The organism is Peteryoungia wuzhouensis (assembly GCF_003205195.1).
Classification (GTDB): Bacteria; Pseudomonadota; Alphaproteobacteria; order Rhizobiales; family Rhizobiaceae; genus Allorhizobium; species Allorhizobium wuzhouense.
This window is the reverse complement of sequence record NZ_QJRY01000006.1, coordinates 235,218-248,732: the sequence shown is the minus strand read 5'-3', so window position 1 is coordinate 248,732 and position 13,515 is coordinate 235,218. Positions and strand designations below refer to the sequence as shown.

17 protein-coding genes are annotated in these 13,515 nt (G+C 62.9%); 10 read left to right on the top strand and 7 right to left on the bottom strand.

Annotated features, from left to right (window positions below; translation table 11 throughout):
- Position 1: 1 nt before the first annotated feature.
- The 5 genes from DMY87_RS17010 to DMY87_RS16990 all read right to left on the bottom strand — a co-directional run bounded on the left by DMY87_RS17010 (position 2) and on the right by DMY87_RS16990 (position 3,613).
- Positions 2-1,015 carry a LacI family DNA-binding transcriptional regulator gene (locus DMY87_RS17010; protein ID WP_110792833.1) on the bottom strand — a complete coding sequence of 338 codons (1,014 nt, stop codon included), beginning with the start codon at positions 1,013-1,015 and terminating at the stop codon, positions 2-4.
- Between the two features lie 115 nt (positions 1,016-1,130).
- The gene (locus tag DMY87_RS17005; RefSeq protein ID WP_110792832.1) at positions 1,131-1,463 is read right to left on the bottom strand and encodes a hypothetical protein; all 333 of its coding nucleotides are present in this window, start codon (positions 1,461-1,463) and stop codon (positions 1,131-1,133) included.
- Complete coding sequence (locus DMY87_RS17000) at positions 1,460-2,347, bottom strand: NAD(P)-dependent oxidoreductase (protein ID WP_110792831.1); 888 nt, start codon at positions 2,345-2,347, stop codon at positions 1,460-1,462. Before DMY87_RS17000 ends, DMY87_RS17005 begins: the two co-directional genes overlap by 4 nt.
- Positions 2,344-2,853 carry a gluconokinase gene (locus tag DMY87_RS16995; protein ID WP_245408953.1) on the bottom strand — a complete coding sequence of 170 codons (510 nt, stop codon included), beginning with the start codon at positions 2,851-2,853 and terminating at the stop codon, positions 2,344-2,346. Before DMY87_RS16995 ends, DMY87_RS17000 begins: the two co-directional genes overlap by 4 nt.
- A 1-nt stretch (position 2,854) precedes the next feature.
- Complete coding sequence (locus DMY87_RS16990) at positions 2,855-3,613, bottom strand: SDR family oxidoreductase (RefSeq protein WP_110792829.1); 759 nt, start codon at positions 3,611-3,613, stop codon at positions 2,855-2,857.
- A gap of 96 nt (positions 3,614-3,709) precedes the next feature.
- Here DMY87_RS16990 and DMY87_RS16985 point away from each other — a divergent pair, with 96 nt between their 5' ends.
- Positions 3,710-4,657: a 2-hydroxyacid dehydrogenase gene (locus DMY87_RS16985; RefSeq protein ID WP_110792828.1), complete on the top strand. Its 948-nt coding sequence runs from the start codon at positions 3,710-3,712 to the stop codon at positions 4,655-4,657.
- 11 nt (positions 4,658-4,668) lie between these two features.
- Complete coding sequence (locus DMY87_RS16980; protein WP_110792827.1) at positions 4,669-5,706, top strand: L-idonate 5-dehydrogenase; 1,038 nt, start codon at positions 4,669-4,671, stop codon at positions 5,704-5,706.
- Between the two features lie 72 nt (positions 5,707-5,778).
- Here DMY87_RS16980 and DMY87_RS16975 read toward each other — a convergent pair whose 3' ends face one another.
- Positions 5,779-6,198 (bottom strand): GlcG/HbpS family heme-binding protein, encoded by a 420-nt coding sequence (locus tag DMY87_RS16975; protein ID WP_110792826.1) that lies wholly within the window; start codon positions 6,196-6,198, stop codon positions 5,779-5,781.
- 80 nt (positions 6,199-6,278) lie between these two features.
- Between DMY87_RS16975 and DMY87_RS16970 the strand changes: the two genes are divergently transcribed.
- Positions 6,279-7,166, top strand: a complete 888-nt coding sequence (locus tag DMY87_RS16970) for an SMP-30/gluconolactonase/LRE family protein (RefSeq protein WP_110792825.1) — start codon at positions 6,279-6,281, stop codon at positions 7,164-7,166.
- Positions 7,167-7,201: 35 nt separating this feature from the next.
- On the opposite strand, the gene phnF is transcribed toward DMY87_RS16970, so the two are convergent.
- The gene (gene phnF, locus DMY87_RS16965; RefSeq protein ID WP_110792824.1) at positions 7,202-7,924 is read right to left on the bottom strand and encodes a phosphonate metabolism transcriptional regulator PhnF; all 723 of its coding nucleotides are present in this window, start codon (positions 7,922-7,924) and stop codon (positions 7,202-7,204) included.
- A 100-nt stretch (positions 7,925-8,024) separates the two neighbouring features.
- On the opposite strand from phnF, the gene phnG reads away from it, so the two are divergent.
- The 7 genes from phnG to DMY87_RS16925 all read left to right on the top strand — a co-directional run bounded on the left by phnG (position 8,025) and on the right by DMY87_RS16925 (position 13,475).
- A complete protein-coding gene (phnG, locus tag DMY87_RS16960) occupies positions 8,025-8,495 on the top strand; it encodes a phosphonate C-P lyase system protein PhnG (protein ID WP_110792823.1) in 471 nt (156 codons plus the stop codon).
- Complete coding sequence (gene phnH, locus DMY87_RS16955; RefSeq protein ID WP_110792822.1) at positions 8,495-9,103, top strand: phosphonate C-P lyase system protein PhnH; 609 nt, start codon at positions 8,495-8,497, stop codon at positions 9,101-9,103. Before phnG ends, phnH begins: the two co-directional genes overlap by 1 nt.
- Before the next feature lie 3 nt (positions 9,104-9,106).
- A complete protein-coding gene (locus DMY87_RS16950) occupies positions 9,107-10,213 on the top strand; it encodes a carbon-phosphorus lyase complex subunit (RefSeq protein ID WP_110792821.1) in 1,107 nt (368 codons plus the stop codon).
- On the top strand, positions 10,210-11,112 hold the full coding sequence (locus tag DMY87_RS16945) for an alpha-D-ribose 1-methylphosphonate 5-phosphate C-P-lyase PhnJ (protein ID WP_110792820.1): 903 nt from the start codon (positions 10,210-10,212) through the stop codon (positions 11,110-11,112). Before DMY87_RS16950 ends, DMY87_RS16945 begins: the two co-directional genes overlap by 4 nt.
- A 253-nt stretch (positions 11,113-11,365) precedes the next feature.
- The gene (gene phnK / locus DMY87_RS16935; RefSeq protein ID WP_110792819.1) at positions 11,366-12,142 is read left to right on the top strand and encodes a phosphonate C-P lyase system protein PhnK; all 777 of its coding nucleotides are present in this window, start codon (positions 11,366-11,368) and stop codon (positions 12,140-12,142) included.
- Between the two features lie 11 nt (positions 12,143-12,153).
- On the top strand, positions 12,154-12,861 hold the full coding sequence (gene phnL / locus DMY87_RS16930; RefSeq protein WP_110792818.1) for a phosphonate C-P lyase system protein PhnL: 708 nt from the start codon (positions 12,154-12,156) through the stop codon (positions 12,859-12,861).
- Positions 12,858-13,475 carry a DapH/DapD/GlmU-related protein gene (locus DMY87_RS16925; protein WP_110792817.1) on the top strand — a complete coding sequence of 206 codons (618 nt, stop codon included), beginning with the start codon at positions 12,858-12,860 and terminating at the stop codon, positions 13,473-13,475. Before phnL ends, DMY87_RS16925 begins: the two co-directional genes overlap by 4 nt.
- The last annotated feature ends 40 nt before the right edge of the window (positions 13,476-13,515 follow it).

Genomic DNA, 13,515 nt, shown 5'->3' with positions numbered 1-13,515 from the left:
GTCAGCGCGTGCTTTCGCGCACGATCAGCTCCGGCTTGATCAAGACGTCACCGACATCTTCGCGGCCGTCGAGAATGTCGAGGAGCAGCGCGCCGGTGCGGCGACCGATATCGCGCGCATGGGCATCAATGGTGGTCAGCGTCGGCACGCAGATACTGCCGATTTCATACGCGCCGAAACCGCCGATGGCGATCTGATCGGGGACGGGAATGCCCCAGCGTTGGCATTCAGTGAGCGCGCCATAGGCCGACAGGTCGGATACGCAGATGACGGCGTCCGTATCGGGGTATTCGGCAAGCAGAAGCGCCATGGCGTTCGCGCCCTCGCGCATGGAAATTGGTGGCGGTCCTGCCGCAATCAGCCGCGACGTATCAAGCCCATGCGCCTTCATGGCTTCGAGAAAGCCGTGGCGGCGGTCGCTGCCGCGCGTGTCGCGCCCGACATCACCGCCGATGAAGGCGATTCGGCTGTAACCCGCTCGGACGAAATGGTCGACCATGTCGCGCACCACGCCGGCATTGGAAAAGCCGACGAAATTCCCGATCGGGTCCGCCGGCACATCCCAGGTCTCGATGACGGGGATATGGGCGTTTTCCAGCAGTTTGCGGGCGCGCGGCGTGTGTTTTCCACCGGTGACCACGATGCCTTGAGGTTTGCGGCGAAGCAGCTGTTCGATCAACCGTTCCTCTTCCGCCATGTCGTAATTGGTATAGCCGAGCAGGATCTGCATGTTCCGCTGTGCCAGCGTCTCGGAGAGCCCTCCGACGGTATCGGCGAAGTTGGCATTGTTCAGCGAGGGAATGGTGACGGCAACGAAATCGGTCTTTTGCGAGCGCAGGTTCGACGCGGTGGAATCGAAGACGTAGCCGAGATCTTCGGCCGCCTGCAGGATGGCTTCCCGCGTTTCCTTGCTGATCAGACTGTCGGTCTTGAAGGCGCGCGAGACCGTCATGGGCGACACACCGGTCACCCGCGCAATATCCGCCATGGTCGGTGGCTTGCGAATCTGGCTCATATCGGCCCTTTGTTATCGATATCAGGGCACTACAGCGTGTTTGCCTCACCAATGCAAGACGCGAGACAATGTCATCCCCATGCGGCCATTTCTGACGCGCATGGGGACGCGGATTTCAGAGCGAAAACTCGTTGGCGAGCGTCACGTGGTGATGGATCCGCCCGTCGAAGAAGCGGGCGAGCACGCTTTCGGTCGCAGCCCTGGCTTGGGTGCGCACGGGGCTGGCCAGCGCTGCATCGACGGCGGCCAGATCCGGATAGTTGATCGCAAGGATCATCGGATATTCCGGTGCGCCATCGTCCCGGGCTTCGGCAAAGGAGACCCGGACATCGAGTGCGCCTGGAAACTCTTTCCAGCGCGGCAGGATTTCCGCCATCACGGCAGCCCGGAAGGCTTCCGTCTGGCCTGGTTTGATTGTCCCTTCGAACAGGGCGTAACGTGTGATCATGGCTCCAACTTGCTCCTCGCTCCCTTGAAATATTCCATCAGTGCCGCCTGATCCTCGCCGCCGAGGCCAGCCGCCGTCAGCATGCGATGCACCTCCGCGCAGACGGCCGTCAGCGGCATCGCCGTATTGGCGCGGCGCGCCAGGTCCTGGGCGCCGTTCAGGTCCTTGACCATGTTGTCGATGCGACCGGTGCGGCGATAATCGCGGGCAACGTAGCGCGGCATGTATTCCTGCAGGATGGCGCTGTCGGCGCGCCCGCCCTTGAGCGCCTGCGGGATCTTGGCCGCATCGACGCCGGCATCGAGCGCCAGCTGCGTGGCTTCGGCGACGGCCAGGAAGTTTAGGCCACACAGCACCTGGTTGATCAACTTGGTCGTCTGGCCGGCGCCAACCGGGCCCATATGGGTGTAGTTGCTGGCGACGTGTTTCAGTACGACATGGGCGTCGGCGACGTCCTGCTCGCTGCCACCGGCCATCAGCGTGAGTTCACCGGTGAGCGCCTTGGGTGCCCCACCAGAAAGGGGGCTGTCCACCCAGCGCAGACCACGTTCCGCCGCATCTGCCGCAATCTCCTTCGTCGCCTCCGGATCGATCGAGGACATGTCGATGATCAATGTACCGGGCCGTGCACCATCGGCCACGCCATCTTTGCCGAGCACAGCGGCCCGCACGATTTTCGGGGCGTTGAGGCTGAGAATGACATAATCGGAGACGGCGGCCGCGTCTGCGGCAGAGGCTGCGGATGTCGCACCGAGTGCGGTGAGGGTCGCCACCTTCTCCGGATCGAGATCAAACACGGTCAGGGCATTGCCGGTCTTCACCAGCCGCGTGCCAATGGCGCCGCCCATGGCGCCAGCCCCGATCAGGGCGATCTTCAGGGTCATGTCCGGTCCTCCAAAAATTGTTTCATGGCCTTGGCCACGAGATCGACCAGCGGCATTGCGATATCCAGCGTGATTGCAGCCTTGTCGGCGTTTGGCGGTTCAAGGGCTGCAAACTGGCTGTCGAGCAGTGACGTCGGCATGAAATGGCCCGGCCGTTTCGCCATGCGCTCGGCGATAAGCGCCTGGCTTCCGGCACAATGGATGAAGGTCACCGGGGAGCCGGCAGTCTTGCGAATGAGGTCGCGATACACGCGTTTCAGCGCTGAACAGCCGATCAGGATCGTGCCCGGATGCTGGGCAAGCGTTTCCCCGATACGAGTGAGCCAGGGCCAGCGATCGTCATCGGTTAGTGCAATCCCGGCACTCATCTTGGCGATGTTGTCGGTCGAATGCAGGTCGTCTCCGTCGATGTCAGGCGCTCCCATCGCGGTGCGGAGGGCCGCCCCAACCGACGACTTTCCGCTTCCGGCCACGCCCATCACGATGACCTTGCGGTTGCCTGTCATCTCACAGCGAGACCGTGATGCCGCCGTCGACATAGAGGATATGGCCGTTGACGAAGGTCGAGGCATCGGACGACAGGAAGATGCAGGCGCCGACCAGTTCCTCGACCTTGCCCCAGCGACCGGCGGGCGTGCGCTTTTGCAGCCAGGCGGAAAATTCCGGATCGGCAACGAGCGCTGCATTGAGCGGCGTGTCGAAATAACCCGGTGCAATGGCATTGCATTGCAGCCCGTATTTCGCCCAATCGGTCGCCATACCCTTGGTCAGGTTGCCGACGGCACCCTTGGTCGCCGTATAGGGCGCGATCGAGGGCCGGGCCAGTGCGGTCTGGACGCTCGCAATGTTGATGATCTTGCCGCAACCGCGCTTGATCATGTGCCGGGCAGCAGCCTGACCGACATTGAAGACGCTGGAGATATTGGTTTTCAGCAGGCGCTCGAAGGCGTCTTCGGGGAATTCTTCGAGCGGTCCGCGATGCTGCATGCCGGCATTGTTGACGAGGATATCGATCGCGCCGTGTTCCGCTTCGAAGCCGTCGATGGCGCTGCGGGCGGCGCCATGATCGGTCACGTCGAAATTCAGGATCTGGACGGGTTTGGCAAACTGCGAGGCTGCCTCTGCAAGCTTTGCCGGATCGCGACCGTTGAGCACGATCTGCGCCCCCGCATCGCTGAGACCCTTGGCCAGCGCCAGGCCGATGCCCTGTGACGAGCCGGTGACCAGCGCGCGACGACCGCTCAGATCGAAAAGTTTCAGCGACATGGTTTCCTCCACATTTTGTCTCGACAAGCACCTTTGATCGCGTTTATGTTATCGATAACATAAACTGTCAAGACATTTCCATGGGAGGAGACGAGAATGGCGAAACCCGGCATCCTGCAGGTGGGTCCCTATCCACAATGGGACGAGGAACCGCTGAACGAAGCCTTTGCCGTGCATCGCTATTTCGAGGCCGAAGACAAGGGTGCGTTCCTCGCCAAGGTCGGACCTGAGATCCGGGGCATTGCGACCCGCGGTGAACTCGGCGCCAACAGCGCGATGATCGAGGCCTGCCCCAATCTCGAGATCATCTCCGTCTATGGCGTGGGCTTCGATGCGGTCGATCTGGCCGCCTGCCGCGAGCGCGGAATCCGCGTCACCAACACGCCTGACGTGCTCACCAATGATGTCGCCGATCTCGGCGTTGCCATGATGCTCTGCCAGTCGCGCGGCATGATTGGTGCCGAAACCTGGGTGAAGGATGGCAGCTGGGCGTCCAAGGGACTCTATCCGCTGAAGCGTCGCGTCTGGGGGCGCCGTGCCGGCGTGCTCGGCCTCGGGCGTATCGGCTTCGAGGTGGCGAAACGTCTGAAGGGGTTCGACATGGAGATCGCCTATAGCGATGTCGGGCCGAAGTCTTTCGCAGAGGGCATGGAGTTCATTGCTGATCCGGTCAAGCTCGCCGAGCGCTCGGACTTCCTATTTGTCACGCTCGTGGCCTCTGCCGACACCCGCCACATCGTTGGGCGAGATGTGATTGCAGCGCTTGGGGCCGAGGGCATGCTGATCAACATATCCCGCGCCTCGAATATCGATGAAGAGGCCCTGCTGGACGCCCTGGAAAGCGGTGCGCTCGGTTCGGCTGCGCTCGATGTCTTCGAAGGCGAGCCAAAGCTCAATCCACGTTTCCTCAAGCTCGACAATGTGCTTGTCCAGCCGCACCACGCCTCCGGCACGATCGAGACCCGCCAGGCGATGGGCAAGCTCGTGTGCGACAACCTGACCGCCCATTTCGCCGGCAATCCCCTGCCGACACCAGTTCTGTGAGGATCTGTGAGATGAAAGCCATTGTCGCCCATGCGGCCAAGGATGTTCGCATCGAGGAAACACCTGAAATCGCCCCGGGCCCGGGAGAAGTCCGCTTGCGGCTCGCCACCGGCGGGATCTGCGGCAGTGACCTGCATTATTACAATCATGGCGGCTTCGGTGCGGTGCGCCTGAAAGAGCCGATGATCCTTGGCCATGAGGTCTCGGCCGTGGTCGAAGAGCTCGGCGCCGGCGTGACCGGGCTGGAGGTCGGGCAGCTGGTGGCGGTCTCCCCGTCCCGCCCCTGCCGCAGCTGCCGCTATTGTGAGGCCGGCCTGCACAACCAGTGCCTCAACATGCGCTTTTACGGCAGCCCCATGCCCTTTCCCCATATCCAGGGCGCGTTCAGGGAAAGTCTGGTGGCGGATGCCATCCAGTGCGTCGCGGCCGATGGGCTTTCGGCCGGTGAAGCCGCCATGGCAGAACCGCTGGCGGTCACGCTGCATGCGACGCGTCGTGCCGGCGAGATGCTGGGCAAGCGCGTGCTCGTCACGGGCTGCGGTCCGATCGGCATCTTGTCGATCCTGTCCGCAAGACGGGCGGGGGCGAAGGAAATTGTTGCCACTGACCTCTCGGACTTCACGCTTGCCATGGCAAAGGCCGCCGGGGCCGACCGGGTGATCAATACGAAGGACGAGCCGGCAGCCCTGGCTGCCTATTCGGTCGACAAGGGCACGTTCGACGTGCTCTATGAATGCTCGGGCGCCGCTGTGGCGCTTGCAGGGGGGATTGCGGCACTCCGCCCGCGCGGCGTCATCGTCCAGCTTGGCCTCGGCGGAGACATGAGCCTGCCGATGATGGCGATTACGTCGAAGGAACTGGAGCTACGCGGCTCCTTCCGCTTCCACGAGGAGTTCGCGACAGGGGTAGAACTGATGCGCAAGGGCCTGATCGATGTGAAGCCGCTGATCACCCATACCGTGCCGCTGTCCGATGCCATCTCGGCCTTCGAGATCGCCTCGGATCGCAGCCGGGCGATGAAAGCTCAGATCACGTTTTCGGCGGCGTAGGCAGGCACGAAGGAGGTTCGAGGCGGCGGGATTAGGCTGCCCCGTCGCCTCGCCATAGTCAGATCGTCGAAGTCAGACGGCTTCTGCGCCGATCGCAGCCAGCGCCGCCTGTGCCACGACCTCATCCTGCTCGCCCGAGCCGGAGCCGACGCCGATGGCGCCGACGAGGACGCCCTTGATGCGGATCGGAAGTCCACCTTTGAGGCCCGTCACCGCCCCTTGCGTGGCGCCGGCCAGAAGCAGCCGGGCATGTTCGGGAATGCTGGCGCTCGGACCGTTGATCGAGGCTGCCGTGCGGGCCTTGGCCAGCGCGCTCTTCAGCGACAGGAAGCGCGACCCGCTCATCCGGAAGGAGCTTAGGACCACCCCGCTCTGATCGACGATGACGATGCATTGCGGCTGGCCCATGCTGGATGCGGCCTCGATCGCGGCCGACTGCATGGCCAGCACGCCGGCATCCGTCAGGCGGGCGCTTTCCTGTGTAAAGCTCATCTCGGTCTGTCTCCTGCTTGCGACAAAAGCCGTTTATGTTATCGATATCAGACCATGTACGCACGCGGGAGGCAATCGCAATGGCATTCTTCGAAGTCGTCGATCCGATCTTTTCCACCTATGTGCTCGGCAATGCGCCGGTCAAGGAAATCGCGGCCGGCTTCGACTGGGTCGAAGGTCCCGTCTGGTTCGGTGACCTGAATTGCCTCGTCTTTTCCGACATCCCGAACAACCGCATGTATCGCTGGATTCCCGACGTCGGAACGAGCGTCTTCCGCTCGCCCTCCAACTTCTCAAACGGCAACACCCGCGACCGGCAGGGCCGGCTGATCACCTGCGAACATGGCGGGCGGCGGGTGACGCGTACCGAAATCGACGGTTTGATCACTGTTATCGCTGACAGTTTCGAAGGCAAGCGGCTGAACTCGCCCAATGACGTCATCGTCGCCTCGGATGGTGCGATCTGGTTTTCCGATCCACATTACGGCATCTCGATGGATTATGAGGGCACGAAGTCTGAGCAGGAATTGCCCTGCAATGTCTACCGCGTCGATCCCGATGGTTCGATCAAGGCTGTTTTGACCGACTTCAACGGCCCGAACGGGCTTTGCTTCAGCCCCGACGAAAAGCGGCTTTATGTAGCGGATACCGGGCGCATCTTCACCCAGGATAGCAGGCACATCAGGGCTTTCGATGTCGGCTCCGACTGGTCACTGTCCGGCGGCGACGTGTTCCAGGTTATCTCCCCCGGCTGCGCCGACGGCATGCGTGTCGATAAGGACGGCAATCTCTGGTCCTCGGCCGGTGATGGCGTGCATTGCATCGCGCCGGATGGGCGACTGCTCGGCAAGATTCTTGTGCCGCAGACCGTCTCCAATGTCTGTTTCGGCGGACGCCACAAACACGTGCTGTTCATCACCGCCTCGACCAGCGTCTATTCCGTTGCGCTCAACCGCCGTGGTTGCTGAGCGGCGATAGTCCCTCCCTCGCCCGCTCTTTCGGATCAGCTGCGGATGGTGAACTGCACCCGGTCGGCCGGAAAGCGGGTGATCGCGTACTGGATCGGCCGGCCCGCCGTATCGGTGTTCAAGGCGCGGGTGACCAGCACGATGGCGCCGGGTGTGAGCTCCAGGCTCGCCACGTCATCCGGTTCGGCATGGACGGCCGAGATTTCCGTAGAATCACGCAAATAGTCATCAATGCCGAAGCGGGCGAGTGCTTTCGTGATCGAGCCGCTCTCGGCAAAGGCTTCGTCTATGCCGGCAAAACGATCAGCGGGGAACCACATGGTCGAGCGGGAGACGGCGCGTCCGTCTGCCCGGCGCACGCCGTCGAGCCGCAGCACTGTCTCGCCCGCAGTAAGCCCCAGACGCTTCTGCACTTCCACCGACGCGGCCTCTGTCTGTGAGGCCAACAGCACGCCCTTCAGATCCCGCGCCTGATCGCCGATGCCCTCGGTGAAGCGCGTCCTGCGGCCGATCGGGAAATCGAACTTGTCGCGCCGCTCGATCATCGTGCCGCGCCCCTGCGATGCCTTGACGATCCCCTCCTGCGCAAGCGCCGAAAGGGCTGCCCGCACCGTATGCCGGTTGACCCCGAATTCCTGCGCCAGCGCCGTCTCGGCCGGCAGCATGTCCGTGGCGTCGTAAAGCCCGGCCGCGATGTTGGCGCGGATACGATCGGAAATCTGCCGCCAGAGCGACACTCCCTTCTGTTTTTGAATCATGCTTTTTGCCTGCCCCTGTCACACCCTTGTCACGCCGCGCCTCTAATCATACAGTAACTTGTATGGTTGTCTATATTAATAGATATTATGAGGATTGCCGATGAACAGAGCCCTTCAGACTGAAATGGCCGAGATGCCGGCGCGCAAGCGGATCGTCGATCTGCTTGCCCGCGCCACAAGACCGGAACTCGAGACGGCACTCGCCGGCCTCGGTGATGTTCCCGATCACACCCTGTTGCGCGGCCCTGAAACGGGCCTCGTGATGATCCGTGGCCGGATCGGTGGCGGTGGCGCGCCCTTCAATCTGGGCGAGGCGACGATGAGCCGCGCCAGCATTCGCCTCAGCGACGGCCGGGTCGGTCACGGGTACCGCTTGGGCACCGATCGCAAGGCCGCAACACTCGCAGCATTGATCGATGCGCTGGCACAGGATGCGTCCGCACTCGCCACACTCGAGGCCGGGCTCTTTTCCGACATCACTGCACGCCTTGAAGACGAGGCTCGCCAGACGCGCGAGGAAACGGCCGCCACGAAGGTGGATTTCTTCACCATGGTCAGGGGAGAAGACTGATGACCCAGACGACTGAAAGCCTGGTCGGCGGCTTTGCCGATGCCGTCTTCGATGCCCAGACGGTGTTTCGTGCCGTGATGGACGCCATGGCGCGGCCGGGCACAATCGGCTCCGTGCTGCCACGCGTTGCGCCCCCCTCACCGCTCGGTGCCGCGGCCGGCGCCCTGCTCTTGACGTTGTGCGATCATGACACGCCGGTCTGGCTGACCTCCACGCTGTCGAAGTCCGCCCTGCCTGGCTGGATCGGTTTCCACACCGGAGCGCCCCTGACGCCGGAAAAGACCGAAGCGAAATTCGCCTTTGTCGAGGCGGGCGCCCAGCCGCCGTCACTTGCCCATTTCACCCTCGGCAGCCAGGATTATCCCGACCGGTCGACGACATTGATCCTTGAAGTGCAGAGCCTGGAGGGCGGCCCTCGCCTTGAGCTGCGCGGCCCCGGCATTCGCGAGACCGAGACGATCGCGCCGAAGGGTTTGTCCGATACGTTCCTGCGTCAGTGGACCGACAACCGCGCCCAGTTTCCGCGTGGTGTCGATGTCGTTTTGACCTGTGGCCGCCAGTTTCTGGCCCTGCCGCGCACCACCAAGATCCGCCATCTGGAGGCCTGAGCCATGTATGTTGCCGTCAAGGGTGGCGAAAAGGCCATCGCCAACGCCCATCGCCTGCTCGCCGACCGTCGTCGCGGCGATCGCAACCTGCCCTCGGTCACCATCGACCAGATCGTTGCCCAGCTCGGCCTCTCCGTCGACCGGGTCATGGCCGAGGCCTCGCTTTATGACGTAAAGCTTGCAGCGCTCTCGCTCAAGCAGGCGCGGGGCGACATGATCGAGGCGATCTTTCTCTTGCGCGCCTATCGCACCACCCTTCCCCGCTTCGGCACCTCGCTGCCGGTGGAGACAGGATCCATGCGGGTCGAGCGGCGCGTGTCCGCCACCTACAAAGATCTCCCCGGCGGCCAGCTGCTCGGGCCGACCTTCGACTACACGCATCGTCTGCTCGATCCGACGTTGCTGGAAGACGACGAGATTGCCGGTCCGGAGCTGCGCGACGACACCCATGAGCCGGTCATGCGCGTCTCCGACATCCTCGACGGCGAAGGCCTGATCGAGCCGGATGGCGAGATGCCAGAGGATCATCTAGCCGGCGACATCACCCGCGAACCGATGGAATTTCCGATGCCGCGTGACCTGCGCCTGCAGTCGCTCGCCCGTGGTGATGAAGGTTTCCTCTTGGCACTCGCCTACTCCACCCAGCGTGGTTATGGCCGCACCCATCCCTTTGTCGGCGAAATCCGCATGGGTCTGGTCGAGGTGGAGTTCGATGTTCCGGAACTCGGCTTTGCCGTCTCGCTCGGCGAAATCCGGGTGACCGAATGCCAGATGGTCAACCAGTTCAAGGGCTCGGCCAAGGCGCCACCGCAGTTTACCCGTGGCTACGGCCTTGTCTTCGGCCAGAGCGAACGCAAGGCCATGTCCATGTCGCTCGTCGACCGGGCGCTTCGCACGGAAGAATTCGGTGAGGATGTCGTCGCCCCAGCCCAGGACGAGGAATTCGTCATCTCCCATTGCGACAACGTGCAGGCGACCGGCTTTGTCGAGCACCTGAAGCTGCCGCATTACGTCGACTTCCAGGCGGAGCTCGATCTTGTGCGCCGGATGCGGGCGAAGCACGAGGCAAGCGCTATCCCCCAGACAGATATGAAGGAGGCCGCAGAATGACCGCGCCGGCAACCGAAGCAACCGAACTTGCATCCTACAACTTCGCCTATCTGGACGAGCAGACGAAACGCATGATCCGCCGGGCGATCCTGAAAGCGATCGCCATTCCCGGCTATCAGGTGCCGTTTGCCAGCCGCGAAATGCCCATGCCCTATGGCTGGGGCACCGGCGGCGTGCAGGTGACCGCCTCGATCATCGGACCTGACGATACGCTGAAAGTCATCGACCAGGGTGCGGATGACACGACCAATGCCGTCTCGATCCGCGCCTTCTTCCAGAAGGTCGCCGAGGTCGCCGTGACCACGAAGACCGGCGACGCGACGATCATCCAGACGCGCCACCGCATTCCCGAGGAGAAGCTGAAGGAAGGCCAGGTGTTGGTCTATCAGGTGCCGATCCCCGAACCCTTGCGCTTCCTCGAGCCGCGCGAAACCGAGACGCGCAAGATGCATGCGCTGGAAGAATACGGCCTCATGCATGTGAAGCTCTACGAGGATATCGCCAAGCACGGCCGCATCGCCACGACATACGCCTATCCGGTGAAGGTCGAGGGGCGTTATGTGATGGACCCCTCCCCGACACCCAAGTTCGACAATCCGAAGATGCACATGTCGGAGGCGCTCCAGCTCTTCGGCGCCGGTCGTGAGAAGCGCATCTATGCCGTTCCGCCCTTCACCGACGTTGTCAGCCTCGACTTCGAGGATCATCCCTTCGAGATCCAGACCTTCGACAAACCCTGCGCGCTCTGCGGCGCCACACATGTCTACCTCGACGAGGTCGTGCTCGACGACAAGGGCGGCCGCATGTTCGTCTGCTCGGACACCGATCACTGCGAAACCCGCCAGGCCGAGGGCCATGTCGGCGAGATGCTTGCCCAATCTAAGGAGGCCGCAGAATGAGCGCTTCGTGTGTCGGCTACCCCCCTCTGCCCTGCCGGGCATCTCCCCCTCAAGGGGGGAGATCGATCCGGGCCCCCGTTCGCTCGCCCAACGCCAGCGATTGGCGGATCTCTTTTGAAAGATTGGCCAGACCCCAGACGGTCACTGGCTGGAGGCGCAATCACCCCCAACCGATCTCCCCCCTTGAGGGGGAGATGGCCGGCAGGCCAGAGGGGGGTAACACGCGGCAAGATTACACCTGGAGGATCGCCCGATGAGCGACCAACCGCTTCTGAAAGTTCGCAACCTGTCGAAATTCTACGGCAGCCGCATCGGCTGCACAGAGGTCTCCTTCGACCTCTGGCCGGGTGAGGTTCTGGCCATCGTCGGCGAAAGCGGTTCGGGCAAGACGACACTTCTGAATTGCCTGTCGACCCGATTGATACCGACCGCCGGCAGTGTCGACTACCACATGCGCGACGGTCAATACCGCGAGCTCTACCACATGAGCGAGGCCGAACGCCGTTTCCTGATGCGCACGGACTGGGGTTTCGTGCACCAGAACCCGGCCGACGGCCTGCGCATGACGGTCTCGGCCGGTGCCAATGTCGGTGAGCGGCTGATGGCGGTCGGCGACCGGCATTACGGCCGCATTCGCCAGACAGCTACGGAATGGCTGGAGCGCGTCGAGATCGGCGTCGACCGTATCGACGACCAGCCGCGCGCCTTTTCCGGCGGCATGCGGCAGCGCCTGCAGATTGCCCGCAACCTCGTCACCGGTCCGCGCCTCGTCTTCATGGACGAACCGACCGGCGGCCTTGATGTCTCGGTCCAGGCCCGCCTGCTCGATCTGGTGCGTGGCCTCGTCAACGATCTGGGCCTCTCGGCCATCGTCGTCACCCACGACCTTGCGGTCGCCCGACTTCTCTCCCATCGGATGATGGTGATGAAGGACGGACATGTCATCGAACATGGTCTCACCGACCGCGTGCTCGACGACCCGCGCGAACCCTATACGCAGCTGCTCGTATCCTCGATCCTGCAGGTCTGATGGAGAAAATCATGGCCACGCCCCTCATCGTCTCCGACGTCTCGAAAAGCTTCACCATGCATCTGCGCGGCGGACTTCGCCTGCCGGTCGTATCGAATGTATCCTTCTCCGTTGCGTCAGGGGAATGCGTCGTGCTCGGCGGCCCCTCAGGTATCGGCAAGAGTTCGATCCTGAAGATGCTCTACGGCAACTACGCCGTCGATGCCGGCCAGATCCTGATCAATAAGGACGGCCGCATCGTCGATATCGCCTCTGCAGACCCGCGTGCCGTGCTCGATGTCCGGCGCTCGGCGCTGGGTTATGTCAGCCAGTTCCTGCGCACCGTCCCGCGCGTCTCCACCCTTGATGTCGTCGCTGAACCGCTGGTTGCCCGTGGCGTCGCGACCGACGAGGCCCGGGAGCGTGCGGCGGAGCTTCTTGCCCGGCTGAACCTGCCGCGTGATCTCTGGCAGTTGCCGCCCTCCACCTTTTCCGGTGGTGAACAGCAGCGCGTCAACATTGCCCGTGGCTTCATCACCGATCATGCGATCCTTCTCCTGGACGAGCCGACGGCGTCGCTCGATGCGGCCAACCGTGCCGTTGTCGTCGAGATGATCCGCGCCAAGAAGCGCCAAGGTGTCGCGCTGCTCGGCATCTTCCACGACGAGGAAGTCCGCGAGGCCGTTGCCGACCGCATCCTCGACGTTATCAAGTTTTCGCCGCGAAAGGCCGCCGCATGACGAAGAAGCTCGGACTTGAACCGCTGATCCATCCCGGCGCCAGCGTCAACAACTCCACCCTCGGCCGGTATACCGAAGTCGGGGAGCGCTGCCGCCTCGACGAGGTGGAAATGGACGACTATTCCTATATCGAACGTGATGGCGCGGCATGGTGCGCCACGATCGGCAAGTTTGCCAACATTGCCGCCGCCGTGCGCATCAACGCCACCAATCATCCGATGTGGCGCGCAACGCTGCACCACTTCACCTACCGGGCCGCCAGCTATTTTGACGGCGTGGACAATGACCACGACTTCTTCGCCTGGCGCCGCGAGAACCGCGTGACCATAGGCCATGACGTCTGGATCGGTCATGGCGCGACCCTGCTACCCGGCGTCACCGTCGGGGATGGCGCGGTGATCGGCGCCGGTGCCGTCGTCTCGAAGGATGTCGAGCCCTATACGATTGTCGGCGGCGTGCCGGCAAAGCTTATCCGCGAGCGCTTTCCAAAAACCGTGGCCGAGCGCATGCAGACGCTCGCCTGGTGGGACTGGGATCACGATCATCTCTTTGCTGCGCTCGATGATTTTCGGCACCTGGACGCCGAGCAATTCCTGGCGAAATACGCGGCATAAGTTATTATTTTTCAATGACTTGTGTAGTTTAACAAATCCT